This is a genomic window from Streptomyces sp. CT34 (assembly GCF_000805335.1).
GTDB lineage: Bacteria > Actinomycetota > Actinomycetes > Streptomycetales > Streptomycetaceae > Streptomyces.
Genome location: NZ_KN708638.1, coordinates 4,540,138 through 4,566,067, shown reverse-complemented (window position 1 = coordinate 4,566,067; position 25,930 = coordinate 4,540,138). Strand labels below are relative to the sequence as shown.

The 25,930-nt window shown below is 72.4% G+C and carries 19 protein-coding genes, 1 tRNA gene and 1 pseudogene; 5 read left to right on the top strand and 16 right to left on the bottom strand.

Annotated elements, in window-relative coordinates:
* Positions 1 to 168: 168 nt before the first annotated feature.
* Entirely contained in the window at positions 169 to 399 is a 231-nt protein-coding gene (locus RZ84_RS19945) for a hypothetical protein (RefSeq protein WP_043265436.1), read from the bottom strand.
* 95 nt (positions 400 to 494) lie between these two features.
* Here RZ84_RS19945 and RZ84_RS19940 point away from each other — a divergent pair, with 95 nt between their 5' ends.
* Positions 495 to 1,184, top strand: a complete 690-nt coding sequence (locus RZ84_RS19940) for a helix-turn-helix domain-containing protein (protein WP_043265435.1) — start codon at positions 495 to 497, stop codon at positions 1,182 to 1,184.
* Positions 1,181 to 2,806, top strand: a complete 1,626-nt coding sequence (locus tag RZ84_RS19935) for a tyrosine-type recombinase/integrase (protein ID WP_043265434.1) — start codon at positions 1,181 to 1,183, stop codon at positions 2,804 to 2,806. Before RZ84_RS19940 ends, RZ84_RS19935 begins: the two co-directional genes overlap by 4 nt.
* A 129-nt stretch (positions 2,807 to 2,935) precedes the next feature.
* On the opposite strand, the gene RZ84_RS19930 is transcribed toward RZ84_RS19935, so the two are convergent.
* The 5 genes from RZ84_RS19930 to topA form a co-directional block, all read right to left on the bottom strand.
* Positions 2,936 to 3,009: transfer RNA gene (locus tag RZ84_RS19930), tRNA-Thr, on the bottom strand.
* A gap of 79 nt (positions 3,010 to 3,088) precedes the next feature.
* Complete coding sequence (locus tag RZ84_RS19925; protein ID WP_043265433.1) at positions 3,089 to 4,693, bottom strand: alpha/beta hydrolase; 1,605 nt, start codon at positions 4,691 to 4,693, stop codon at positions 3,089 to 3,091.
* Between the two features lie 131 nt (positions 4,694 to 4,824).
* Positions 4,825 to 6,072 (bottom strand): DNA polymerase III subunit delta', encoded by a 1,248-nt coding sequence (locus tag RZ84_RS19920; protein ID WP_043270358.1) that lies wholly within the window; start codon positions 6,070 to 6,072, stop codon positions 4,825 to 4,827.
* A 238-nt stretch (positions 6,073 to 6,310) separates the two neighbouring features.
* The gene (gene tmk, locus RZ84_RS19915) at positions 6,311 to 9,508 is read right to left on the bottom strand and encodes a dTMP kinase (RefSeq protein ID WP_043265432.1); all 3,198 of its coding nucleotides are present in this window, start codon (positions 9,506 to 9,508) and stop codon (positions 6,311 to 6,313) included.
* A gap of 156 nt (positions 9,509 to 9,664) precedes the next feature.
* On the bottom strand, positions 9,665 to 12,505 hold the full coding sequence (gene topA, locus RZ84_RS19910) for a type I DNA topoisomerase (protein ID WP_043265431.1): 2,841 nt from the start codon (positions 12,503 to 12,505) through the stop codon (positions 9,665 to 9,667).
* A gap of 497 nt (positions 12,506 to 13,002) precedes the next feature.
* Here topA and RZ84_RS19905 point away from each other — a divergent pair, with 497 nt between their 5' ends.
* Together RZ84_RS19905 and RZ84_RS19900 are read left to right on the top strand one after the other, a co-directional pair.
* A complete protein-coding gene (locus RZ84_RS19905) occupies positions 13,003 to 13,584 on the top strand; it encodes a hypothetical protein (RefSeq protein ID WP_043265430.1) in 582 nt (193 codons plus the stop codon).
* Positions 13,581 to 14,057 (top strand): DUF2752 domain-containing protein, encoded by a 477-nt coding sequence (locus tag RZ84_RS19900; RefSeq protein ID WP_043265429.1) that lies wholly within the window; start codon positions 13,581 to 13,583, stop codon positions 14,055 to 14,057. Before RZ84_RS19905 ends, RZ84_RS19900 begins: the two co-directional genes overlap by 4 nt.
* 18 nt (positions 14,058 to 14,075) lie before the next feature.
* Here the strand turns inward: RZ84_RS19900 and RZ84_RS19895 are convergent, their stop codons facing one another.
* The 6 genes from RZ84_RS19895 to bldG all read right to left on the bottom strand — a co-directional run bounded on the left by RZ84_RS19895 (position 14,076) and on the right by bldG (position 21,285).
* Complete coding sequence (locus RZ84_RS19895; RefSeq protein ID WP_043265428.1) at positions 14,076 to 14,480, bottom strand: hypothetical protein; 405 nt, start codon at positions 14,478 to 14,480, stop codon at positions 14,076 to 14,078.
* 351 nt (positions 14,481 to 14,831) lie between these two features.
* A complete protein-coding gene (locus tag RZ84_RS19890; protein WP_043265427.1) occupies positions 14,832 to 16,373 on the bottom strand; it encodes a DUF7059 domain-containing protein in 1,542 nt (513 codons plus the stop codon).
* A 105-nt stretch (positions 16,374 to 16,478) separates the two neighbouring features.
* A complete protein-coding gene (locus RZ84_RS19885; RefSeq protein ID WP_043265426.1) occupies positions 16,479 to 17,063 on the bottom strand; it encodes a hypothetical protein in 585 nt (194 codons plus the stop codon).
* Positions 17,064 to 17,279: 216 nt separating this feature from the next.
* Positions 17,280 to 19,688 (bottom strand): sodium-translocating pyrophosphatase, encoded by a 2,409-nt coding sequence (locus RZ84_RS19880; protein WP_043265425.1) that lies wholly within the window; start codon positions 19,686 to 19,688, stop codon positions 17,280 to 17,282.
* Between the two features lie 713 nt (positions 19,689 to 20,401).
* Positions 20,402 to 20,833 carry an ATP-binding protein gene (locus RZ84_RS19875; RefSeq protein WP_043265424.1) on the bottom strand — a complete coding sequence of 144 codons (432 nt, stop codon included), beginning with the start codon at positions 20,831 to 20,833 and terminating at the stop codon, positions 20,402 to 20,404.
* A 110-nt stretch (positions 20,834 to 20,943) separates the two neighbouring features.
* Positions 20,944 to 21,285 (bottom strand): anti-sigma factor antagonist BldG, encoded by a 342-nt coding sequence (bldG, locus tag RZ84_RS19870; protein WP_004571875.1) that lies wholly within the window; start codon positions 21,283 to 21,285, stop codon positions 20,944 to 20,946.
* A gap of 161 nt (positions 21,286 to 21,446) precedes the next feature.
* Here bldG and RZ84_RS19865 point away from each other — a divergent pair, with 161 nt between their 5' ends.
* The gene (locus tag RZ84_RS19865) at positions 21,447 to 23,807 is read left to right on the top strand and encodes a DEAD/DEAH box helicase (RefSeq protein ID WP_198540013.1); all 2,361 of its coding nucleotides are present in this window, start codon (positions 21,447 to 21,449) and stop codon (positions 23,805 to 23,807) included.
* A gap of 117 nt (positions 23,808 to 23,924) precedes the next feature.
* On the opposite strand, the pseudogene RZ84_RS36820 reads toward RZ84_RS19865, so the two are convergent.
* The 4 genes and pseudogenes from RZ84_RS36820 to RZ84_RS39860 all read right to left on the bottom strand — a co-directional run.
* Positions 23,925 to 24,245, bottom strand: a pseudogene (locus tag RZ84_RS36820) (Rv3654c family TadE-like protein); the annotation flags it as partial.
* Positions 24,223 to 24,639 (bottom strand): TadE family type IV pilus minor pilin, encoded by a 417-nt coding sequence (locus tag RZ84_RS19860; protein ID WP_078893992.1) that lies wholly within the window; start codon positions 24,637 to 24,639, stop codon positions 24,223 to 24,225. The pseudogene RZ84_RS36820 and the gene RZ84_RS19860, both read right to left, overlap by 23 nt.
* Positions 24,626 to 24,814: a DUF4244 domain-containing protein gene (locus RZ84_RS19855; protein ID WP_043265421.1), complete on the bottom strand. Its 189-nt coding sequence runs from the start codon at positions 24,812 to 24,814 to the stop codon at positions 24,626 to 24,628. The genes RZ84_RS19860 and RZ84_RS19855 overlap by 14 nt, the downstream gene beginning before the upstream one ends.
* Before the next feature lie 81 nt (positions 24,815 to 24,895).
* Positions 24,896 to 25,714, bottom strand: coding sequence for a type II secretion system F family protein (locus RZ84_RS39860; protein WP_241777773.1), 819 nt, complete (start codon positions 25,712 to 25,714; stop codon positions 24,896 to 24,898).
* Between the last annotated feature and the right edge of the window lie 216 nt (positions 25,715 to 25,930).

Genomic DNA, 25,930 nt, shown 5'->3' with positions numbered 1-25,930 from the left:
GTGCAGGGGTGTTGCTTGGGCCTCCGGCGTTGCCCCGCCGGAGGCTCACCCACGTCTCGCGGCTACTCGACCGCGGCGAGGGACCACGGACAGTACGTCCACGCCCTGCCCCAGTCCAGCGTTTCTGTGTCAGCTCAGCGCAGAAGCGTCTGCTACGCGCAGGCGCGGTCATGCGGCCAGGCCGAGCAGGCTCAGCAGGTCGGCCGTCACGACCCGGTACGCCTTGCCCAGCCGCAGGACCTTGCACGGGTACTGGCCCTGCTTCGCCAGCGCATAGCCCTTGCTGCGTCCAAGGCCCAGCGCCCGATTGCCGGTGTCCAGGTCAATGACAGCGGGCAGGGTCAGCAGCTCCTCCCGGGTCATCCCGTGCGGCTTACTGGCGATCTCGTTCTCGCGCATGCGGCGCTCCATCCATGACTGAGCCCTCGGCGAACGCGGCGATCGCGCCCGTCTCCAGGCATGGAAACCACTCTGACCAGAGCTACTGTGTCCTCATGACACAACGCCGTTTCGATGATGGAACTGACCCGGACGACGTGCCCGAGTGGGCGGACCAGGTCATGGCCACCGTGGCCCGCGAAGTCAGACGCCGAAGGAAGGAGCTGGGCATGAGCGCGCAGGATCTGGCCGACAAGTGCGAGGAGATCGGCTATCCGATCCCCCGCAACGTCATCGCCAATATGGAATCCGGCCGCCGCGCCGGCCTCCCCCTGGTCGACGTCATGGTCCTGGCCAAGGCCCTGAACACGCCCCCGATCTGTCTCATCTATCCCGTCGGCTACGTAGAAGGCGTTCAGCAGCTCCCTCTCGAACACCCCACCTCCACCCTGGACGCCCTGAACTGGTTCACCGGCGAGGAGACCGAGCTCGGTGCCGAGGACGACATGCTGCGCTACTTCCGCGCCCACCACGCCGCCGAGAGGACGTTCAAGGCCGCACGGCAAGAGGAGGAGTACGCGCGCTACCACGCCGAGACCGCCCCGAACGCCGACCGGAAGGCCGAGGCCCTCCGCACCCAGGCCCGTGCCGCCCAGGAGGCCGAAGCGGCCAAAGTCCATCTGTGCAGAGTCCGCGCCTTCATCCGGGAGGAGGGCGTCACGCCTCCCTTCCTGTGGCCCAACGTCGCCGCCGAAGTCGACCCGTCCGAAACCGACACCAACCTCACCGAGGAGAACGACCTTTGAAGGGCTCCACCTACCGCCGCTGTTCCTGCCGCGACCCGAAGACCGGCAAGGAACTCGGCACCTCCTGCCCCAAGCGCAACGGCAGGAACCACTGCACGTACTCCATACGGCAGGAGCTGCCGCCCCGTGAGGACGGCAGCCGACGGTCCTTCGCGCGCGGCGGGTACACCAGCCTCAAGGCGGCTCAGGCCGATCTCGACCACGTACGCGCCCTCCTGAGCCTCGCCGAGTCGGACGACCCTGAAGGCACGGAGCTGATCGCCGCCATGCTGTCGGAAGTCAGCAGGGAGAAAACTCCGCTGCCGGATGTCGAGGAGACGAGGCGGCGCCTCAACGCCGGCCAGGACCTCATCGGCAGCCTGACGGTGAGCGAATGGCTCGACCGGTGGCTGGAGGGCAAGCGGATCCGGAAGTCCGGCCTGAACCGCTACGAGACCGACATCCGCGTCCACCTCAAGCCCCACATCGGGCACCGGCGCCTCGACCGGCTGCGCGTGAGCCACCTCAGCGACATGTTCACGGCCATCGCCGACGCCAACGCAGAGATCCTGGAGCAGAACGCCCAACGGCGTGTGGTGGTCGAGGAATTGGCGACCGTGCCGTGGAAGGGAACGGAGAACCGTGCCCGCCGCAAGGCGATGAAGGCTGCGATCGATGCGATGCCGCCCTTCCGCCGCGTCACCGGGCCTGCCACGCGTCTGCGCGTCAAGGCCACGCTGCGGGCCTCGCTAAACGACGCCATCAGCCAGCAGATCCTTACCTTCAACCCGGCCGCCCACGTCGAACTCGACCCCGTACGCAAGCCGAAGGCGCTCGTGTGGACGGACGAGCGGGTAGCCAAGTGGCAGCAGATGGGCGAGAAGCCGTCGCCCGTGATGGTCTGGACGCCCAAACAGACCGGCGCTTTCCTCGACTTCGTCGCCGAGGACCGGCTGTACGCGATGTGGCACCTGATCGCGTTCCGCGGCCTACGCCGAGGCGAGGCATGCGGGCAGCCGTGGTCGGAGACCAATCTCGACACTCACTTCCTCACTGTCTCCTCGCAACTCGTGCAGGACGGTTGGGACGTGGAGACCTCGGACCCCAAGACCGACAGCGGCTTTCGCGTGGTCGCACTCGACGACGACACCGTCAATGTCCTCAAGCGGCACCGCGAACGTCAGGAGGCGGACCGCGAGGAGTGGGGCTCGGCCTGGGTGGAGACCGGTCATGTCTTCACCCAGGAGGATGGCTCCTGGCTGCATCCCGGCAAGGTGACCGACCTCTTCGAGCGTCTCGTCGCCGCCTCCGGCCTCCCGCCGATCCGGCTGCACGACCTGCGCCACGGCGCGGCCACCCTCATGCTGGCTGCCGACATCGACATCAAGATCGTGTCGGACACCCTCGGGCACAGTGACACCCGCATCACGCGGGACATTTACCAGAGCGTCCTGCCCCACGTCGGCAAGAACGCCGCCGAGGCGACCGCCAAGCTTGTCCCCCTCCAGCGCAAGGCCGAGGAAGAGAAGGCGGCGCGGAAGGCCGCGAAGACCGCCAAGAAGACCAAGGGCGAGGCGAAATCCCAGGCCAAGGCCAAGAAGAAGAGCGGCGAGAAGGCCAAGCGTAAGAAGCCCAAGAAGTAGGCCCAGGCGGCGCTCCGCTCACGCATCGCTCACGCAGGCAATCCCACGGCCCCCCAGCCGTGCGCCCCGCCATGCCCCGAGCAAGACAAAACCCCAGGTCACGGGCTATGTGACCTGGGGTTTTCACTGAGCCGCCTTCGGGATTCGAACCCGAGACCTACGCATTACGAGTGCGTTGCTCTGGCCAACTGAGCTAAGGCGGCGTGGTGCGCGGCCCAGTCTACACAGGAGCGGGGGGTGCTTTGTAATCGGTTCGGGGGCTGGTCAGGGGTGTGGGGTGGGTCACGTGCAGCGCTTGTTCTTGGCGGGCGGGGTGCCTTCGAGGAGGTAGGTGTTGATGGCGGTGTCGATGCAGTCGCTGCCGCGGCCGTAGGCGGTGTGGCCGTCGCCCACGTACGTGAGGAGGGTGGCGCTGGAGAGCTGGGCGGCGAGGCCCTTGGCCCAGGTGTACGGGGTGGCCGGGTCGCGGGTGGTGCCGACGACGACGATCGGGTCGGCGCCCTTGGCCTCGATGCGGTGGGGCGCGCCGGAGTGCTTGACCGGCCAGTACGCACAGTTCAGCGCGGACCAGGCGAAGTTGTCGCCGAAGACCGGGGATGCCTTGCGGAAGGCGGGCAGGGCGGCGCGGACCTGGTCGGGGCCGGTGAAGGCGGGGGCGAGGTCGAGGCAGTTGACGGCCGGGTTGGCGTACATCTGGTTGGCGTAGTGGCCGTCGGGGTCGCGCTCGTAGTAGCTGTCCGAGAGGGCGAGCAGCCCGCGGCCGTTGCCGGCCTCGGCCTGGGCGAGGAATTCGCGCAGTTCGGGCCAGGCACCCTGGTCGTACATGGCGGCGATGACGCCGGTCGTGGCGAGGGACTCGGTGAGCTTGCGGTCCTGGCCGGTGTCCTCCGGGTGCTGGTTCAGCTTCTTGAAGAGGGCGGCGAGCCGCTTGCCGGCATCCTCGGGGTTCTTGTTGCCGAGCGGGCAGCCCTTCTTCTTGACGCAGTCGGCGGCGAAGGTCAGGAAGGCGGTGTTGAAGCCGGCGGTCTGGTCGAGGTTGATGGTGCGCGCGTCCAGCGACGGGTTCATGGCGCCGTCGAGGACCAGGCGGCCGGAGTGGGACGGGAAGAGGCCCGCGTAGGTCGCGCCGAGGAAGGTGCCGTAGGAGGCGCCGACGTACGTCAGCTTCTTGTCGCCCAGGACGGCGCGCAGGACGTCCATGTCGCGGGCCGCCTCGATGGTGGAGACGTGCGGCAGCAGCTTGCCGGAGTGGGCCTCGCAGCCCTTGGCGAAGTTGCGGTAGGCGGCGACCAGCTGGTTGACCTCGGTGGGGTTGTCGGGGGTCGTGTCGGTCTGGGTGAAGCGGTCCATCTGCTGGTTGCTGAGGCATTCGACCGGCTCGCTGCGGGCCACGCCGCGCGGGTCCATCGCCACCATGTCGTAGCGCGCGCGGACGGCGGCGGGCTGGGGCGCGTACTGCTGTAGGTAGTCGATCGCGGAGCCGCCGGGCCCGCCGGGGTTGACCATCAGGGAGCCGAGCCGCGTCCCGGGGCCGGTGGCCTTCTTGCGGGCCACGGCGAGCTTCAGGTCGGTGGCCGCACTCGGCTTGGCGTAGTCCAGGGGGGCCTTCATCGTCGCGCACTGGAAGCCCGCCACCCCGCAGTCGTGCCAGCTCAGCTTCTGCTCGTAGTACGGGCGGAGGTCGGCCGGGACGGCGGCGGGCAGCGGCGCGAGAGGCGAACCGTCGGACGACCGGCCCCCGATGCCGGCCTCTTTCGCACCCCCCGGGGAGGCCGCGCCGTCGGGCGACGAACTCCCGGACGAGCAGCCGGAGATCAGCAGGGCGAGGGCCGCGGTGGCAGCGACGGCTGCGGCGGCGGGGGTGCGGAGCAGGCGGCTGGGCTGCATGGGCGGTCCCTGGGGGTGTGTGGCGGTAGTCCTGGGGCGGGGCGGGCGTCCTTCACTCGCGAGTTCTTTACGGAGAGTATCTGGATGGGGACGGTGAGTGCCTACTCGGGGAGGCGGTGGGGGGAGGTGATTCAGCCCGCGCGCAGCGCGGCCGTCATCGCCTCGACCGCGAGCAGGGGGGCGACATTGCGGTCCAGGGCCTCCCGGCAGGCGATGACCGCCTCTATACGGCGCAGCGTGCGCTCCGGCGTGGAGGAGGCGGCGATGCGCTGGATGCTGTCGCGCACCTCGTCGTTGGCGAGCGGGACCGAGGCGCCCATCTGGAGGGCCAGGACGTCGCGGTAGAAGCCGGTGAGGTCGACCAGGGCCAGGTCGAGGCTGTCGCGCTGGGTGCGGGTGGAGCGGCGCTTCTGCTTGTCCTGGAGCTCCTTCATGGCGCCGGCGGTGCCGCGCGGCAGCCGGCCGCCGGTGCCCGCGGCGGCGCCGAGGGCGGCGCGCAGCTCCTCGGTCTCCTTGGCGTCGACCTCCTCGGCGACCTGCTTGGCGTCCTCCCCCGCCGCGTCGATCAGCTCCTGGGCGGCCTTGAGGCACCCGCCGATGTCGTCGATCCGGAGCGGGAGCTTGAGGACGGCCGCCCGGCGGGCCCGGGCGCGCTCGTCGGTGGCGAGCCGGCGGGCCCGGTCGATGTGCCCCTGGGTGGCGCGGGCGGCCCGGTCGGCGGCCTCCGGATCGATGCCGTCGCGCCGTACGAGGACGTCGGCGACCGCGCTGACCGGAGGCGTACGGAGGGTGAGGTGGCGGCAGCGGGAGCAGATCGTGGGGAGCACGTCCTCGATGGAGGGCGCGCACAGGAGCCAGACCGTGCGCGGAGCGGGCTCCTCCACGGCCTTGAGGAGGACGTTGCCGGCGCCTTCGGTGAGACGGTCGGCGTCCTCCAGGACGATCACCTGCCAGCGCCCGCTGGCCGGCGAGAGCGAGGCCCTGCGGACCAGGTCGCGGGTCTCCTTGACGCCGATGGACAGCAGGTCCGTGCGGACGATCTCGACGTCGGCGTGGGTGCCGACGAGGGTGGTGTGGCAGCCGTCGCAGAAGCCGCAGCCGGGGGTGGGACCGGAGGAGCCGGCTCCCGCGCTGTCCGGGCTGACGCACTGGAGGGCCGCCGCGAAGGCGCGCGCCGCGGTGTCCCGGCCGGCGCCGGGCGGGCCCGTGAACAGCCAGGCGTGGGTCATCTGCGAGGTGCCGCCGCGGTCGGCCGGCGGCTGCTCGCCGGCCGCCTGCGCCGCGCTCTCGGCGACCACGATGGCGTCCGCGTCGCGCGCAGCCGCGGCGAGCTGCGCCGTCACCCGCTCCTGGCCGACCACGTCGTCCCATACCGCCATCGCTGCCGCCGTCCTGTCCGTTCCGCCGGTGTACGTTCCGCCTGCCGTGCCGGCGCGGTGGCGCGTCCGGGCGGGTACGCCCGGCGCCTCATCCGCGCGCATCCCATTGTGGTCCACCCCACTGACAACCGGATCCCGGCAGCGGCCGGCGCCCCGCTCCCGCCGCGCCCTCCACGCCGAACGGCCGTGGCCGCAGCGGGAATGCTGCGGCCACGGCCGTTCCGGCGGAGCGCTCCGGTCAGCCGCGCCGGCCGCGGCCCCGGCGGCCCTTGCCGCCCGCGCCGCCTTCCGCGTCGTCGTCACGCGGGCCGAGGAGCTCATCGGCCAGCGTCGGCAGATCGTCCAGCGGGGTCTCCTCCGCCCACTCCGGGCGCGGGCGGTCGCGCTGCCCGTTCTCCACGGGGCGGCCGGTGGCCGGGTCGACCTGCGGGAGTTCGCGGGTCCGCTCCGGGCCGCGCTCGGCCGGTTCGCCATGCGCGGCCCCGCCGTCCTCCTGGAACATCCACGGCGGCACCCGGTCCGCCGGGTCCTCGTCCCGTACGGGCGGCAGCACGGCCGTCTCCTCGGAGTCGGCGCCGCCTCCCTTGCCGGCGTCCCGGACCGGCGGCAGCACCGCCGTCTCGTCCGCCTCCCGCGCCTCGGGCTTGGGCTGCGACGCGGTCCGCTCGCGGTCCGCGTCGGCGCCCGTAGCGGAACCGGAAGATCCGTTCCGGGTAGCGGACCGGGCTTCGTCCTCCTTGGCCACCCGCTTCCGCAGCTGTGTGACGTCCGTCTCCGTGGTCGGCGCCTCGGCGGCTTCGGCCACCTCGGCAGCCGCCTTCGCCTCGGCAGCCGCAGCCGCCTGCGCCGCCTCGATCCGGGCCTGCTCGGCGCGCAGCAGCGCCTCCTCGGCCTTGCGCTGCTTCTCCAGGCGGCGTTCCTCGGCCTCCCGGCGCAGCCGCGCCTGCTCCTCGTGCTGCTTGCGCAGCCGCTCCCGCTCGGCCTGGCGGGCCTTCTCCTCCGCCTCGCGGCGCTGCCGCTCCGCCTCCGCCGCGGCACGGGCCTCCTCGGCGCGCCGCCGCGCCTCCTCGGCCTGGCGGGCGGCCTCCCGGGCCTTGGCCTCCTCGGCCTCGCGGCGCTTGCGCTCCTCTTCCTCGGCGCGCAGCTTGGCCAGCTGCTCCTGGCGCTCGCGCTCCAGACGCGCCTCCTCCGCCTTGCGCGCGGCCTCCTCCTCGGCCTTGCGGCGGGCCTCCTCCTCGGCTGCCTTGCGGGCCTCGGCCTGTGCCTTGAGCTCCGCCTCGGACAGCGGCAGGACCTGGTCGAGGCGGTGGCGTACGGCGGTGGTGACGGCCTCCGGCTCCTGGCCGGCGTCGACGACCAGGTAACGGGCCGGGTCGGCGGCGGCCAGCGCCAGGAATCCGGCGCGTACCCGCTCGTGGAACTCGGCCGGCTCGGACTCCATCCGGTCCGGCGCCTCGGTGAAGCGCTCGCGTGCCGTCTCCGGCGAGACGTCCAGCAGCACGGTCAGATGCGGAATCAGACCATGCGTCGCCCAGCGGTTGATCCGGGCGATCTCCGTGGGCGCGAGGTTGCGGCCGGCGCCCTGGTAGGCCACCGACGAGTCGATGTAGCGGTCGGTGATGACGATCGCGCCGCGCTCCAGAGCGGGCCGGATGACGCTGTCGACGTGTTCGGCGCGGTCGGCGGCGAACATCAGCGCCTCGGCCCGGTCCGACAACCCGGACGTGGACACGTCCAGAATGATCGCCCGCAGCCGCTTGCCGATGGCGGTCGCGCCCGGCTCGCGGGTCACCACGACCTCGTGGCCCTTGCCGCGGATCCACTCCGCCAGCGCCTCGACCTGCGTCGACTTCCCGGCACCGTCACCGCCCTCCAGGGCGATGAAGAAGCCGCTGCCGGCGGGCGCCTGGGCCGGGTCGCCGCCGCGCAGCGCCTCGCGCAGATCGCGCCGCAGCGGTACGCCCTGCCGGTCGTCGGTCTTGCCCAGCACCCAGGCGGCGACCGGCAGCAGCAGCGCGCCGACCAGCATCAGGGTGTACGCGGCGCCGCCGTGCGCGAAGACGAAGGCGCCGCTGCCGACGTGGTGCGGGCCGATGACACCGGCCAGCAGAGGCGCGGCGATGGCGGTCAGCGCGACCGCGAGCCGGACGACGGCGTGCAGATGCTCGGTCGTACGGGCGCTGCGGAAAGCCTCGGACTCCTGGTCCAGCAGCACATGGCCCGTATTGGCGGCGATGCCGGCGCAGACACCGGCCAGCAGCGCGAGCAGCAGCACCGTCGTCGGGTCCGGGACCAGCCCCATCGCCAGCAGCGCCAGGCCGGTACCGGCGACCGCCAGGGCCAGCAGCCGGCGCCGGGAGAGCGCGGGCAGCACCCTGCGGGCGGCGCGGATGCCGATGACCGTGCCGCCGGTCAGCGCGAGCACCAGCAGCGCGTAGGTGGCGGGGCCGGTGGCCAGGTCGAAGGCGTGCAGTACGGAGAGCGCGACGGCCGCGGCGATCGCACCGGCCACCGCCGCGCAGGCCGGCACCAGCAGCGGGATCGCGCCGGTACGGCCCTTGTCGGGCCCGGCGCCCGGCTTGCCGCCGGACTTCGGGCGGCGCAGGCCCTCCAGCGGGGAGCGCGGCCGGGGAGTCTGGCCACCGGGAAGCTCGATGAAGTACAGGATCGACACGGACGCGGCGAACAGGCCGGCGGCGAGGTACGAGCCCAGCGCGGCCTGGTGGAGGTGGAACCACTCGACGCCGGCGCCCAGCAGCTTCCCGATCAGCGTGCAGACCACCAGCGCGGCGGCGGCGATCGGCAGCGAGACGAAACTGGTGCGCAGCGACAGCCGGCGCAGCGCGTCCATGTTGTCGGGCAGCGGCCGGACGGCGGCGCCCTCCGGGGGCGGCGCGGGCAGCAGCGCAGGCGCCGCGCTCTCCTTGGCAACCGTCCAGAAGCGCTCGGCGACGCCGGAGACGAAGACCGTCACCAGCAGCCAGGCCAGCGCGTCGGCCGGCGTCCAGTCGATCCAGAGGGGGGCGATGACCAGCAGCGCGAGCCGCAGCGCGTCCGCGCCGATCATCGTCCAGCGGCGGTCCAGCGGGCCGCCGGGCGCGGTGAGCGCGGACAGCGGCCCCAGGAGGACGGCCCCGAAGAGCAGTGTCGCCAGCAGCCGGACGCCGAAGACCGCGGTGACCGCGAAGGCGGCGCCCCTATAGCCGCCGCCGAAGACGGCATGGCCGCCCAGCGGTATGTACAGCGCCGCCTGAAGGGCGAGCAATACCAGGACAAGCAAGGACAGGGCATCGCCGATACCCCCGACGAACTGGGCGCTCCACAGCCGCTTCAAAGGAGGGAAGCGGAGCAGGGCTCGCACCGCACGCTCGCGGGAGTCCGCTGCGAGCGCGTCCGAAGTGGGGGGCACGACCGTTGGCTGCTCGGCACGCGTCATCCCGCCAGCCTATCGGGACAGGGCACGCTATCGGGCGCCCTGCCCGAACAAATGGGCGGGCTGTCGGATGCGAAGGGGCGGGCCCGGCGAACACGTCCGCCCTGCCCGCCCTTGTACCGCGCCGGTACGAGCCGGCCCGAGCCGACCCGGGGCAGCTCAGTCCTCGGCCGGCGCGGCCGTCTTCTTCGCCGCCGTCTTGGCCGTGGCCTTCTTCGCGGTGGTCGTCTTCTTCGCCGCGGTCTTCTTCGCGGCCGTCTTCTTGGCAGCCGTCTTCTTCGCGGCGGTCTTCTTGGCCGGCGCCTTCTTGGCCGCCTTCTTGGCGGTCTTCTTCGCCGGCCCCTTGGCGCGCTTCTCCGCCAGCAGCTCGTAGCCGCGCTCGGCGGTGATCGTCTCGACGTCGTCGTCCCGGCGCAGCGTCGCGTTGGTCTCGCCGTCGGTGACGTACGCGCCGAACCGGCCGTCCTTGACCACCACCGGCTTGCCGCTCACCGGGTCCGTGCCCAGCTCCTTGAGCGGCGGCTTGGCGGCGGCGCGCCCGCGCTGCTTGGGCTGGGCGTAGATCGCCAGCGCCTCGTCGAGGGTGATCGTGAACAGCTGCTCCTCGCGCTCCAGGGAGCGCGAGTCGGTGCCCTTCTTCAGGTACGGGCCGTAGCGGCCGTTCTGCGCGGTGATCTCCACGCCCTCGGCGTCCGTGCCGACGACGCGCGGCAGCGACATCAGCTTGAGCGCGTCCTCCAGGGTCACGGTGTCCAGGGACATCGACTTGAAGAGCGAGGCGGTGCGCGGCTTGACCGCGTTCTTACCGGTCTTCGGGGTGCCCTCGGGCAGCACCTCGGTGACGTACGGGCCGTAGCGGCCGTCCTTCGCCACGATCTGGTGGCCGGAGACCGGGTCCATGCCCAGCTCGAAGTCGCCGCTCGGCTTGGCCAGCAGTTCCTCGGCGTACTGCACCGTCAGCTCGTCGGGCGCCAGGTCATCGGGGACGTCGGCCCGCTGGTGACCCTCCTCGTCCTTCTCGCCGCGCTCCACGTAGGGGCCGTAGCGGCCGACCCGCAGCGTGATGCCGTCGCCGACCGGGAAGGACGAGATCTCCCGGGCGTCGATCGCGCCCAGGTCCGTGACCAGCTCCTTGAGGCCGCCCAGGTGGTCGCCGTCGCCGTTCCCGGCGTCCGCCGCGCCGGCCTCGCCCGCGCCCGCGCCCTCGCCGAAGTAGAAGCGCCGCAGCCACGGCACGGCCTGTGCCTCGCCGCGCGCGATCCGGTCGAGGTCGTCCTCCATCTTCGCGGTGAAGTCGTAGTCGACCAGCCGGCCGAAGTGCTTCTCCAGGAGGTTGACCACCGCGAAGGAGAGGAACGACGGCACCAGTGCCGTCCCCTTCTTGAAGACATAGCCGCGGTCCAGGATCGTGCCGATGATCGACGCGTACGTCGAGGGGCGGCCGATCTCGCGCTCTTCCAGCTCCTTGACCAGCGTGGCCTCGGTGTAGCGGGCGGGCGGCTTGGTGGCGTGACCGTCCGCGGTGATCTCCCGCGCGGCGAGCGCGTCGCCCTCGGCGACCTGCGGCAGCCGCCGCTCGCGGTCGTCCAGCTCGGCGTTCGGGTCGTCGGCGCCCTCCACGTAGGCCTTGAGGAAGCCGTGGAAGGTGATGGTCTTGCCGGACGCGCTGAACTCGGTGTCCCGCCCGTCGGCGGCCCGGCCGCCGATCTTGACGGTGACGGAGTTCCCGGTCGCGTCCTTCATCTGGGAGGCGACGGTCCGCTTCCAGATCAGCTCGTAGAGCTTGAACTGGTCGCCGGTCAGCCCCGTCTCGGCGGGGGTGCGGAAGCGGTCGCCGGAGGGGCGGATCGCCTCGTGCGCCTCCTGCGCGTTCTTGACCTTGCCGGCGTACGTCCGCGGCTTGTCCGGCAGGTACCCGGCGCCGTACAGCTGCGTCACCTGCGCCCGGGCCGCGGCGACGGCGGTGTCCGAGAGCGTGGTGGAGTCCGTACGCATATAGGTGATGAAGCCGTTCTCGTACAGCTTCTGTGCGACCTGCATGGTGGCCTTGGCGCCGAAGCCGAGCTTGCGGCTGGCCTCCTGCTGGAGGGTGGTCGTCCGGAACGGCGCGTACGGCGAGCGGCGGTACGGCTTGGACTCGACCGAGCGGACCGCGAACTCGGTGTCCGCCAGGGCGGCGGCGAGCGCGCGGGCGTTCGCCTCGTCGAGGTGCAGTACGTCGTTCTTGAGCTGCCCGTTGGGACCGAAGTCGCGACCCTGGGCGATCCGGCGGCCGTCGACGGTGTTCAGCCGGGCGGTCAGGGTCGAGGGGTCGCTCGTGTCACCGGCCCGGCCCGTGGAGAACGTGCCGGTCAGGTCCCAGTACTCGGCGGAGCGGAACGCGATCCGCTCGCGCTCCCGCTCGACGACGAGCCGGGTCGCCACGGATTGCACCCGGCCGGCGGACAGCCGGGGCATGACCTTCTTCCACAGGACCGGCGAGACCTCGTAGCCGTAGAGGCGGTCGAGGATCCGGCGGGTCTCCTGGGCGTCGACCAGCTTCTGGTTCAGATCGCGGGGGTTGGCGACGGCCTCGCGGATCGCGTCCTTGGTGATCTCGTGGAAGACCATCCGGTGGACCGGGACCTTCGGCTTGAGGATCTCCTGGAGGTGCCACGCGATGGCCTCGCCCTCGCGGTCCTCATCGGTGGCGAGGAAGAGTTCGTCGGACTCGGCCAGCAGCTCCTTGAGCTTCTTGACCTGGTCCTTCTTGTCGCTGTTGACCACGTAGATCGGCTGGAAGTCGGCGTCGACGTTCACACCCAGGCGGGCCCAGGACTCGCCCTTGTACTTCGCCGGGACCTCGGCCGCGCCGTTGGGGAGGTCGCGGATGTGCCCCACGCTGGCCTCGACCACGTAGCCAGGGCCGAGGTAGCCCTTGATCGTCTTCGCCTTGGCAGGCGACTCGACGATGACGAGTCGGCGGCCGCCGCCCTCTGCGGTCTCGCTGGTCGGGGACAACTTCGCTCTTCTCTCCGGTCGACGCTGGGAATGCTCCCGGGCCGGACGCCCGGGGCGCACTGCGGTGACGCTTGACGCTGCGGAGTGTGACGGTACCTCCCGCCCCCGTGTCAAACGGAAAAACCCCGCAACGCCACTCGAACGGTAACCCGACTACATGCCTTTGCGCCGCCCCGGCCGTCCCAGCCGCTCTCCGACCGCCCTGCGCGGGCCCGGATGGATCATGGCGGGCCCGCGGGACCGGACCGCGCACCGCCCGGCCGTCCCCGGCGCGGCACCGCACCGGCACCGCGGATGATCTCGCAGAGTAACCGCCCGCCGGGCGGCACCGCGCCCGCCGGGGCACCCGCGGCCGGCCGCGACTGTCACAAGCCGGCGGCGGATACCGTCATCACCTTGATACGTCAGGTGACCGGGCTGGCAGGATGGACGCGGCTCGGCTCACGGTTTGAGCCGAGTACTGCCGTCATCACACATCCTCGGGGGGAAGATCACCCATGGCGAACCAGTACCCCGGACCGCCGCCGGAGCAGCCGCCGGGCCCGCCCGGGCAGAACCCGTACGCCACCCCGGAGCCCGGCCGGCCCGCCGACGCCGGTTACGGCTACCCGCAGGGTGGCCGCCCCGGAGACCCCGGCTACGGCTACCCGCAGGCCGCTCCGCCGCCGCCCGCGCCCGGCTTCGCGCCGCCGCCCGCCCCCGCCGGCTTCCCGGGCCAGCAGCCGCCCCCGGCCGGCGGCGTGGCGATCTCGCTCGGCGATATCGCGGTCAGCGGCGACACGATCATGACGCCGGCCGGGCCGATGCCGCTCCGGGGCGCGGTCTGGACGGCCACCGACATGTCCCGCACGGAGGAGAAGATCCCCGCGCACGCGATCGTCCTCGCCATCGTCTTCTTCCTCTTCTGCCTCCTCGGCCTGCTCTTCCTCCTGATGAAGGAGCGCACCACGACCGGCTTCGTCCAGGTCACGGTGAACAGCGGGGGCCGCCACCACTCCACGATGATCCCGGTGCAGTCGCGCGAGCAGGTCATGTTCGTCATGAACCAGGTCAACTACGCCCGGTCGCTGAGCGTGTGAGCCGCCCCGAGCCCCGGGGGCCCGTTGCACCGCTGCCGCCGGGCGGGCCGGTCCCGCCGGACGCGCCCGACGGCCGCGAAGCCGCGGCCGTCCGCCGGCACACCGTCCGCCGGGCGTCACTCGCGCTCGGCATCGGTGCGCCGGTCGCCGGCTACCTCTGGAACACCAACCCGCACCACCCCGGGCAGCTGTTGCTCCCCTGCCCGTTCCGCTGGGCGACCGGGCTGCAGTGCCCGTTCTGCGGCGGTACGCGGATGGCGTACGACCTGATGCACGGCGATGTCGCGGGGGCCTTCCACGACAACGCCGTGCTGCTCGCACTGGGCGTGCCGACCGTCGCGTACGTCCTGGTGCGCTGGCTGGCCGCCGGGCTCCGCGGGCAGCGTCGTCCGCTGCGGCTGACCGCCAGCGGCAATGCCGTGGCCCTCGGCATCGCCGCGGTGTGGATGGTCGCCCGCAACCTCATCGGCTGACCGCGGAGCCCGCCGCGGTCAGCGGACGGTGACCTTCACCACCGGCGAGACGGTGCTCCCGGCCGCGATACGCAGCTGGTTGACGCCCTTGATGCCGAGCTTCACGCGTATCGCGTAGCCGCCCTTGGCGTTGACCGGCGCCTGGGCCGGCAGCGACACCCACTTCTTGCCCTGCTTCTGCTGGACCGTGACCTTGGTGCCCGCCTTGATGCCCTTGGCGGCACCGGTGATCCGGAACTCCTGCCATGCCTTGACCGTCGTCGCGCTGGCCTTGGCCGTCAGCGTCGCCGTCGCGGGCGCCGTGGCGACGATCGATGCCGACGTGTGGGCGACCTGCGGCGCGGCCATGGCGACGGCCGAACCCCCGGCGAGCAGGGCGACGGTGGCCAGGGCGACTCCGGTGTAGCGAAGCGTACGGTTCATGTCGGATTCCTCACTGATGGGCCAATGAGCCTGTTGGTGACCTTCCTTCTGGAATACGACGGACCGCGGGCGGAGGTTCCCGTTCCGCTCCGCAATCGGCCCACTTCGCCGGATCTGGCCGAATCCGAACGACCGCCCCCGGAAGCACAGTTGCCCCGCCCGCACCACCACCCCGGCAGCCGGCACCCCGTGGCCGCGAGCACCGCCCCGCCGCCGAGGCGCCCTCCGTGCGGGCAGCCCGGCCCGCCCTACGGCACCCGCGTACGGCAGCCGCTGTACGATCAGGCACGCGAACTGCCCCTGAACAGCGTGGCGTTCGCCTCGTTCGCCGCGCGCGGCCCGCGCCCCGGCTCAGCCCACCGGCTCCAGGAACCCCTGCTCGATCAGCATCCGGATCGCACTCGGCGTACGGTCCCGCAGCAGCACCGGGTCCTCACCGACGAGCTGGGCGATGGCGTCCAGGATCCGCCCGGCCGGCAGCGAGCCGTCGCACACCCCGGCGAAGCCGGCGCCGACCGTGTCCACCTTCGTCGCCCGCCGCATACCGCGGTTCTGACGCAGCACCACATGCTCCGGGTCCTCCGCACCGGGCAGCCCGACCTGCTCCTGCACCACCTCGTCGGCGAGCCGGAAGTGCCCGGCCAGCAGCGCCGCGTCGTCCGTGGCCCGCAGATAGTCCTGCCGGTCGAAGTGCCGCAGCACCACGTCCCCCAGCGGCTGTTCCACCGGATGCGGCCATTCCTCGACCGTGATGGACGGGTCCTGCGCACCGGACTTGCGCAGCGTGATCCAGCCGAAGCCGACGGCCTTGGTCTTGCGCGCCTCGAATTCGTCGAGCCAGGCGTCGTACCGCGCGGCGTACGCGTCCTGGCCGGTGCGGTGGTCGCCGGCGTCCCGCAGCCACAACTCGGCGTACTGCGTGATGTCCTGCACCTCGCGCTGCACGATCCAGGCGTCGCACCCCCGGGGCACCCAGGAGCGCAGCCGGTCCTGCCACTCCTCGCCCGCCACGTGCTCCCAATTGGCCAGCAGCTGGCAGTATCCGCCGATGTTGAGATGCGCGGCGGCCTGCTGGACGAGCGTGCGGCACAGGTCGTCGCCGCCCATGCCGCCGTCCCGGTAGGTGAGCCGGGCTCCCTCGGGACGGACCGGGGAGATCACGAACGGCGGGTTGGACACGATCAGGTCGAAGGTCTCCTCACCCACCGGCTCGAAGAGCGACCCCTCCCGCAGGTCGGCCGGCCGCGCCCCGGAGAGCGCCAGCGTCAGCGCGGCGATCCGCAGCGCCCGGGGGTTGAGGTCGGTGGCGGTGACCCGCGTGGCGTGCTGGGCGGCGTGCAGCGCCTGGATGCCGGAGCCCGTACCGAGGTCCAGCGCCTTGGCGACGGGGCGGCGCGCGGTGATCCCGGCGAGGGTCGTGGACGCGCCGCCGACGCCGAGCACCAGCCGGGCGCGGTCGTCCTCCCCGGCGCCCCGGATGCCGCCCGCACCGCCGACCGCGCAGCCCAGGTCGGAGACGATCCACCAGTCCTGCCCCTCGGGACCGCCGTAGGGCCGCACGTCCACCGTGGCGCGCAGCACGTCGCCGTCCCGCACCAGCCAGCCGTCGGCGAGGCAGTCGGCCACCGGCAGCGCCGCCCGGACCCGCGCCTCCGGCACCGGACGCTGCAACAGGAACAGCCGCACCAGGGTCTCCAGCGGGCCGTCGCCGCGGGTCGCCCGCAGCGCGGGGACGGTCTCGCTGCGGGCCAGCGCGGCATACGCGGGCGCGCCGAGCAGGTCCAGCAGCCCGTCGGCGGTGAAGGCGGCGGCCAGCAGCGCCGCGCGCAGCCGGCTCGTACGGGCGCTGCTGTCGGGGTCCTGGTCATCTGCGGTGGGGAGGTGCGTCGTCACCCGTCCATTGTCGGTCCTGCCACCGACAATCGGCGACGGCCCGGCGTCACACCCGTCTCGGGCGCGTCGCCGGGCCGCCGCTCGGACCCGCTCAGGAATCCCGTACTACGCGCTCTTGGACGGCGCGGCGGACGGCGAACCGGACGCGCCCTGGTTCTGGCAGCCCTTCTGCTTGGCCATCGCCTTGCCCACGTCGCCGGCCTCCAGCTTCTTGAACGCCTGCTCGCTCTGCGCGTTGAGCTTGTTGATCCCGTTGGAGAGATTGCGCAGCCCGTCCGCGAACTTCAGCTTGTCCGAGGTGTCCAGGCCGTCGACCTGCTTCTTGAGGTCGCCGTATCCCGTGGAGAGGGAGTTGAGTTCCTTGACCGCGTTCTTCTGCGCGTCGGCACCGCCGTCGCTGGGCGGCGCCCCCGCCTTGTCGAGGGACTTGGCCAGCGCGGCGTAGGCCTGCGAGATCTGCTGGAACGCCGTCGAGTCGGTCTGCTGGACCTTCTTGGAGTCCGTGTTGCCGCTGTCGGCCGTCTGCATGGCCGCGTTGGCGTCCTGGATCTGCTTGAACGGAGCCTGCGCGGGGTCGCAGAACGACTTCGCCCAGTTGTCGAGCTTCTTGGTGTTGTCGCTGCCGCAACCGGTCAGCGCGAGCAGGAGCGCGGCACCGCCGGACAGTGCAGCCACAAGCTTCTTGTTCACCGGATTGGTCCCTTCCATGGCTCTCGGCCCCGGAACATACACGGCCAAACGGCCTGGTCGACGAGACGGGCATCTCCTCCGGCCCGCATTGCAGCCATTTGCACCAAGGACCGCGAGGCCGGCCGGGCACGCCGCGGGCGGGTGTCCGGCGCGCACAAAAGGCGCCGTCCACCCGCCCGTTGAGCGGTTCTCAGGCTGTTCCGCCGACCGCGCCGATCAGGACGCCACGGCCGTTTCGGCCGACTTCGCGACGCTTCCGGACTCCTCCGGGTTGTTGTCTTCATCACCTACGGCGATACCGCGCCGCTTGGAGATGTAGACCGCGCCGATGATGACCATGAGAGCCACCGCGGCTGCCGCGACCCGGATGCCGAGGCTCTTGTCATGGCCGTACGAGAACTTCACCACGGCCGGCGCGATCAGCAGCGCCACCAGGTTCATGACCTTCAGCAGCGGGTTGATCGCCGGGCCCGCGGTGTCCTTGAACGGGTCGCCGACGGTGTCCCCGATGACCGTCGCGGCATGCGCCTCGCTCCCCTTGCCGCCGTGGTGGCCGTCCTCGACCAGCTTCTTGGCGTTGTCCCACGCGCCACCGGAGTTGGCGAGGAACACCGCCATCAGCGTGCCGGTGCCGATCGCGCCCGCCAGGAACGAGCCGAGCGCCCCGACGCCGAGCGAGAAGCCGACCGCGATGGGCGTCAGCACCGCCAGCAGCCCTGGCGTGGCCAGTTCGCGCAACGCGTCCTTGGTGCAGATGTCGACGACCCGCCCGTACTCGGGCTTCTCGGTGTAGTCCATGATCCCGGGCTTCTCCCGGAACTGCCGGCGCACCTCGAAGACCACCGACCCCGCGGACCGCGACACCGCGTTGATCGCCAGCCCGGAGAACAGGAAGACCACCGAGGCCCCCAGGACCAGCCCCACCAGGTTGTTGGGCTGCGAGATGTCCAGGCTCAGCCCCATCCCGCCGGCCGCCCGGCCGATGTCCCGTACGGCGTTGGCGATCGCGTCCCGGTACGAGCCGAACAGCGCGGACGCCGCCAGCACCGCCGTCGCGATGGCGATCCCCTTGGTGATGGCCTTGGTGGTGTTGCCCACCGCGTCCAGGTCGGTCAGCACCTGCGCGCCGTCCCCGGTGACGTCACCGGACATCTCGGCGATGCCCTGCGCGTTGTCGGAGACCGGGCCGAAGGTGTCCATCGCGACGATCACGCCGACGGTCGTCAGCAGGCCGGTCCCGGCCAGCGCCACCGCGAACAGCGCCAGCGTGATGGAGGCACCGCCCAGCAGGAACGCCCCGTAGACGCCCAGCCCGATCAGCACCGCCGAGTAGACCGCCGACTCCAGACCGACCGAGATGCCGGAGAGCACCACGGTGGCCGGGCCGGTCAGTGAGGTCTTCCCGATGTCCCGGACGGGCCGCCGGTTGGTCTCGGTGAAGTAGCCGGTCAGCTGCTGGATCAGCGCGGCGAGCACGATCCCGATGGCGACCGCGACCATCGCCAGAATCCGCGGATCGCCGCTGCGGCCCAGGATCTCCGGGTCGCTGACACCGCTGAGGTCCTTGTAGCTGGACGGCAGGTACGTGAACACCGCGGCGGCCACCAGGGCCAGCGAGATGCCCGCGGAGATGAAGAAGCCGCGGTTGATGGCCGTCATACCGCTGCGGTCCCGGCGCCGGGGCGCCACGACGAAGATGCCGACCATCGCGGTCAGCACACCGATCGCGGGCACCAGCAGCGGGAACGCGAGCCCGGCGTCGCCGAAGGCCGCGGTGCCCAGGATGAGCGCCGCGACCAGGGTCACGGCGTACGACTCGAAGAGGTCGGCGGCCATACCGGCGCAGTCGCCGACGTTGTCGCCAACGTTGTCCGCGATGGTGGCGGCGTTGCGCGGGTCGTCCTCGGGGATGCCCTGCTCGACCTTGCCGACGAGGTCGGCGCCGACGTCCGCCGCCTTGGTGAAGATGCCGCCGCCGACCCTCATGAACATCGCGATCAGCGCGGCGCCGAGGCCGAAGCCCTCCAGCACCTTGGGCGCGTCCACCGCGTACACGAGCACCACGCAGGACGCGCCGAGCAGGCCGAGTCCCACGGTGAACATGCCGACGACGCCACCCGTACGGAAAGCGATCTTCATCGCCTTGTGGGAGACGGCCGTAAGATCCTTTTCCCGGGAATCGCCGTCGCCCGGAGTCGCCTCCCTGGCCGCAGCCGCCACACGCACATTACTGCGCACCGCGAGCCACATGCCGATATAGCCGGTGGCCGCCGAGAATCCGGCCCCGATCAAGAAGAAGGCGCTGCGTCCGGCGCGCTGCGTCCAATTGTCCGCAGGTAGCAACATGAGCAGGAAGAACACCACGACGGCGAATACGCCGAGCGTCCGCAACTGCCGTGCCAGGTAGGCGTTTGCGCCCTCCTGGACGGCCGCCGCGATCTTCTTCATGCTGTCGGTTCCCTCGCCGGCCGCGAGTACTTGGCGGACCAGCACCGCGGCGACGGCCAGCGCGGCAAGGGCGACGACGGCGATCACCAGGACGATGCCGCGATTGTCCGCCGTGAGCGACGGTCCGGCAAGAAATGAGGGGGTGTCCAGCAACTGAGGGGTGTAAGGCCCCGCCATTCGTCCTCCTTGACGTTATGGCACATGGGCGCGCGGAAGCACGCTCAGGCGTCCTGAGCAAGATGTGGACGGATTGTAGGGAGCCGCGGTTGATCAAAACAGGGCGCCTCAAAGGGAATTCGCCTGCTCCGGCGAAGATCAAAAGGCTGGCGGTTCGCCGAATTCGCCCGCACGGGGGAAACCGGCGAAATCACTGACCCCTGACCGATGATCTCGCTTTCCTACTGATTGCCGCTGCTCAAAGACACCACACTGCCCTGCGAGTTGGCTGTGGCCGCCGTGAAACCGGAGGTAATTGAGCCGTCGCCGCGCCACCGCGCGGCCGGCACACGACCCACCCACCACCCGTCGAAACACGGTGATGCACCGTCAGTTCACGTCCGGATCGCACCGCTCCTGGCCGACTCGGGCCTCCTCGGCGGCCGACGGCGGCTCACGGGGGCAGGAGGGAGCAGGAGGGAGCAGGAGCGAGCAGGAGGGGACAGAAGGGGAACAGGAAGGGACAGGACACGATCGGCCACGGACGCCGCAGGACCGGCGGCGCCACGATCGCGAGGCCGGCACGGTCACCCTCAGGGCCGACTCAGCGGGTTCCCGGAGTTGTTCAAGCGGCGACGCGCGCCCCACCGGCTGCGCCAGAGGGCCGACCGGTCCCCGCCGTCGTACGCCCGGACTCCCGCCCGCCCGGTGCTCCCCGGGCTTGCCCTGCCGCCCTACGGCAGGACCGGAGCCGGGTTCGCGGGCCAGCTCATACGGATCAGACCGCCGCTCTCGCCGGAGGTCACCTCGACGTCGTCGACCAGCCCGCTGATGACCGCGAGGCCCATCTCGTCCTCGCCCTCGGTCTCGGCTTCCGCGGCACCCTCGGCCTCGGCGCCGCCCGCTGCGCCGGGGCCGGAGACCCCGTCGCCCACCTCGATCGAGAACGTCTTCTCGTCCTCGATCAGCACGACCCGCACCGGGGCCGCGATGCCGTGGCTTTCGTGCAGCCCCACGGCCCGGCTGCACGCCTCACCCACGGCGAGCCGCACCTCGTCCAGCACGGCCTCGTCCACCCCCGCCCGCCGTGCCACGGCAGCCGCGACCAGACGCGCGGTCCGGACGTGCTCGGGAAGGGCGCTGAAGCGAAGTTCGACGGTGGCCATGCCATCCCCCTAGTGATGCGGGCGTGCGACGCAGGGGGCCGGACTGGTGTGCCCGGAACCCCCCACACTCCTTCCACCCCCGCGCCTGGGCGCGGGGGACCGGCGAACCGTCAGTCGGTGGCTGCGACGGCTTCGTCGACCGAGGTGTGAATCGGGAACACCTTGGTCAGACCGGTGATACGGAAGATCTTGAGAATGCGCTCCTGATTGCAGACCAGGCGCAGCGAACCCTCATGGGCACGCACCCGCTTCAGCCCGCCCACCAGGACGCCGAGCCCTGTGGAGTCGAGGAAGTCGACACGTTCCATGTCCACCACGAGGTGGTAGCTTCCGTCGTTCACAAGCTCGACCAGCTGCTCCCGCAGCTTGGGCGCGGTGTATACATCAATCTCGCCACCGACCTCGACGACCGTACGGTCGCCAACGGTCCGGGTCGACAGGGACAGGTCCACGGATCCTCCAGCACCTTGCTATCGAGCGGTCGCCCCCCTGGGGCCTCCCCACCGAAGGTAGGGGCGGATCGGCAGCCGCGATGGCATTCAATCACTTACCAGCAGGCGTGCACGACGCCTTGTGAGCATTGTCCGTCACTCCGGTGACACACTCGGTGCCGATGGCCTCCAATCGACTCCCGCCGGATCCGGGCACGCGCACTTCCCCAGGCATGATTCTCGACCGTCTCGCCCGGGGCGCGACCCGCGCTGCGCGCATCACTCATACGGAGCACTTGCCCCCGCGCATCGGCAGCCATGCCGACTGGCCGGCATGGATCCGGCCGGAAGTGATCGACGCCATCCGTTCGGCCGGAATCGATCGCCCCTGGGCCCACCAGGCACGGACGTCCGAACACGCACTCCGCGGCGAATCCGTCGTGGTCGCCACCGGCACCGCCTCCGGCAAGTCCCTGGCGTACCTCGCGCCGGTCCTCTCCGCGCTCCTGGACGGCTCCGAGGCGCCCAACGGGCGGGGGACCACGGCCCTGTACCTGGCGCCCAGCAAGGCCCTGGCGGCCGACCAGCGGCGCGCCGTACGCGAACTGGCCGCCCCGCTCGGCACCGCCATCCGGCCCGCGGTCTACGACGGTGACACCCCCGTCGAGGAACGCGAGTGGGTCCGCCAGTACGCCAACTACGTCCTGACCAACCCGGACATGCTGCACCGCGGCATCCTCCCGGCCCACCCCCGCTGGTCCTCCTTCCTGCGCGCGCTGCGCTATGTCGTCATCGACGAATGCCACACCTACCGCGGCGTCTTCGGCTCCCACGTCGCCCAGGTGATCCGCCGGCTGCGCCGGATCTGCGCCCGCTACGGCTCCGAGCCGGTCTTCCTGCTGGCCTCCGCCACCGCCGCGGAACCGGCGCAGGCCGCCTCCCGGCTCACCGGCCTGACCGTGGCGGAAATCACGCAGGACACCTCGCCGCGCGGCGAGTTGGTCTTCGCGCTCTGGGAGCCGCCGCTGACCGAACTGCACGGCGAACAGGGCGCCCCGGTCCGCCGCACCGCCACCGCCGAGACCGCCGATCTGCTCACCGACCTCGCCGTCCAGGGCGTGCGCACCGTCGCGTTCGTACGCTCCCGGCGCGGCGCCGAGCTGATCGCCCTGATCGCCCAGGAGCGGCTCGCGGAGGTGGACCGCTCGCTGCCCGCGCGGGTCGCCGCGTACCGGGGCGGCTATCTGCCCGAGGAGCGCCGCGCCCTCGAACGGGCCCTGCACAGCGGCGAACTCCTCGGCCTGGCCGCCACCACCGCCCTCGAACTGGGCGTGGACGTCTCCGGCCTCGACGCCGTGGTCATCGCGGGCTATCCGGGCACCCGGGCGTCGCTGTGGCAGCAGGCAGGCCGGGCGGGCCGCTCCGGGCAGGGCGCGCTGGCCGTCCTGGTGGCCCGTGACGACCCGCTGGACACCTATCTCGTCCACCACCCCGAGGCGCTCTTCGACCAGCCCGTCGAATCGACGGTGCTGGACCCCGACAACCCGTACGTCCTCGCCCCGCACCTCTGCGCCGCCGCCTCCGAACTCCCGCTCACCGAGGCCGACTTCCCGCTCTTCGGCCCGGAGACCGCCGGGCTGCTGCCGCAGCTGGAGGCGGCGAGCCTGCTGCGCCGGCGCACCACGGCCTGGCACTGGACGCGCCGCGAGCGGGCCGCCGACCTCACCGACATCCGCGGCCAGGGCGGCTCGCCCGTCCAGGTCGTCGAGGCCGGCACCGGGCGGCTGCTGGGCACCGTGGACGCCGCCGCCGCGCACACCACCGTCCACGACGGCGCGGTCCACCTCCACCAGGGCCGCAGCTATCTCGTCCGGCACCTCGACCTGGCGGACAACGTCGCCCTCGTCGAGGAGGCCGACCCGCCCTATTCCACGACCGCCCGGGACACCACCGCGATCTCCGTCCTGGAGACCGACACCGAGGTCCCCTGGGGCGACGCCCGGCTGTGCTTCGGCTCCGTCGAGGTCACCAATCAGGTCGTCTCCTTCCTGCGCCGCAAGCTGATCACCGGGGAGGTCCTGGGCGAGACCAAGCTCGACCTGCCGCCCCGTACGCTGCGCACCCGCGCGGTGTGGTGGACGGTCACCGAGGACCAACTCGACGCCGCCCGGGTCAACCCCCAGCAGCTGGGCGGCGCCCTGCACGCCGCCGAACACGCCTCCATCGGCATGCTGCCGCTCTTCGCTACCTGCGACCGCTGGGACATCGGCGGCGTCTCCGTGCCCCTGCACCCGGACACCCTGCTGCCGACGGTCTTCGTCTACGACGGCCACCCCGGCGGTGCGGGCTTCGCCGAGCGCGCCTTCCACACGGCCGCCGAGTGGCTCACCGCCACCCGCAGCGCCATCGCCGCCTGCGAATGCGAGGCCGGCTGCCCGTCCTGTATCCAGTCCCCCAAGTGCGGCAACGGCAACGACCCGCTCCACAAACGGGGCGCCGTCCGGCTCCTGGGGGAGCTGCTGCGGGGCGCGCCGGAGGCGTAGGGCCCATCCGGCGGGTGCGCGCGGCGCGGGTCGGGCCCGGCCGCCCGGCATACGGAATCCGGTCTGCGGGCCCCAGGCGCCCGCGGTCCCCGGGTCGTACCCCGCAGGGCCCGCCCGCGCCCGGACCCGTGCGGTGAGCGGGCGGCTGCCGGCCTCGGCCGTGACATCGGCGATCAGCGCGGCCACCGAGCACCGCACCAGGCGGGTGTGCTGCCCGGCCGCCACCCGGCGGGCCGCCGCGCAGGCCGTCGCCGGGCCCCGGAGGGCCTGGTCGGCGGCGGCCAGTGCCGCCAGATCCGCTGCGGCGCCCGCCCGGTGCCGGGCCGTGACGGCCTGGCCGACGGCCATCAGCGCCGCGAAGACCGCGCAGAGCGCCGCCGCCACGAAGACCGTCCACACCGTCGCGGACCCCTCGTCACCGCACCGTCTCCTCCGCAAGAGCCACCGCCTCCCCGCCGACCCGCACCGTCATCCGGCCCACTCCAGGCAGGTCGGCCTCGACCCGTACCCGCACCAGGTCGCCCTCCCGCGCCACCGCGATCCGCGCTCCCTTGGGAGCCGCGCCGCGCGCCGCCGTGAGGACCCGCGCCGCCGGCTCCGACCGCGCCGCCGCCCGCGCCCCGGCCCGGGCGGCGTCCACACAGGCGATACGGGCACAGGCCACCATCAGCCCCCAGATCAGCGCCGCCGCGACCGCCACCAGCACCGGCAGCACCACGGCCGTCTCCGCCGTCACGAACCCGGCCTCCGGCACCGGCCGCCCGCCGGCCCGGCCCGGGCCCGCACGGGCCCCGCGGACCGACCCGGAACTCCTCCTCTCAGAACGGCGCATCGAGCGCCCTCTGGACCACCGACCGCAGCATCGACATCACCTGACCACTCGTCAGGATCTTGTAGAGCACCGCCGCGAACGCACACGCCGCGAGCGTCCCCACGGCGTACTCCGCGGTGCTCATCCCGCGGTCCCGCCCGGCCGCACGCACCCGCGCCCAACACCGTCGAAACATCCCAACCTCCTTGAAACAGCCTGAACTTGAACTCGATCTCACCTGCCGGACGCGGGCCCGCCGCTCTCCCGCACCGTCCGTTCAGTCGCGCCCCAGCAACCCGCCGGCCAGCCCGATCAGCACCGGTGCCACACCGAGCACCAGGAAGGCAGGCAGGAAGCACCCCGACAGCGGGAGGGTGACCAGCACCCCCGCCCGCCGCGCCCGCGCGGTCGCCGCCCTGCCCCGTTCGGCGCGGAGCTCGGCCGCGACCCGGGACGCCGACTCGACGGCCGGGGCCCCGGATATCCCGGCGCGCGCCATGCACCGCGCCAGTCCCGCGGCCCCGGGGAGGGCGGCCAGGCGGGGCCATACGGCGGCCGGTTCGCCGCCCAGGCGCAGTTCCGCCGCGATCTGGCGCAGCCGCTCGGCCACCGTCCCGTCCATCGACCGGCCCACCGCCTCGGCCGCCTCCCGCGGCCCGGCTCCGGCCGCCAGACAGGCCGCCAGCAGATCGCCGGCCGTGGCCAGTTCGGCGCCGACCCCGGCCGCCGCCGTCCGGCCGGCCGCCGCGGCGCGCTGCCGGCCCAGCCAGCGGTACGCTCCCCACCCGACGGCGAGTCCGGCCACGAGGCCGGCCACCCCGCCCAGGAGGACGGCCACGAGACCGGCCACCCCCAGGGGCCCGCCCCACTCCCTCAGCCGACCGTCCCGCCGACCTCCCCGCTGCGCCGCCGGTCCGCTCGCCCGGCCGCGGACGGCCGCCCACCACCCGCGGACACCGGCCGCGCCGCCGTACCGGCCGCCGCCCACCGCGCCCAGCACGGCCGGCACCCGCCGCCGTACGGCGCGCCCGCGCCGCGCCGCCCGCACCAGCGGCACCGACCGCAGCACGACCGTCCCGGCCATCGCAGCCGCCACCGCCGTCCCCACCCTGTGGACAACTTCCGGACACACCGCACCCACCCCGCTCACTTCCGTACCTCCGCCGCGTCCGCGACGATCCGGGCCGTCCAGGCCACCCCGCCCCACTCCAGAAGCCCGCCGGTCACCAGGCACCCCCAGCCGGCCGGGGTGTGCAGCAGCACCCCGAGCGGATCGGCGCCGAGGGCGCCGCCCATGAGGAGCCCGCCCGCC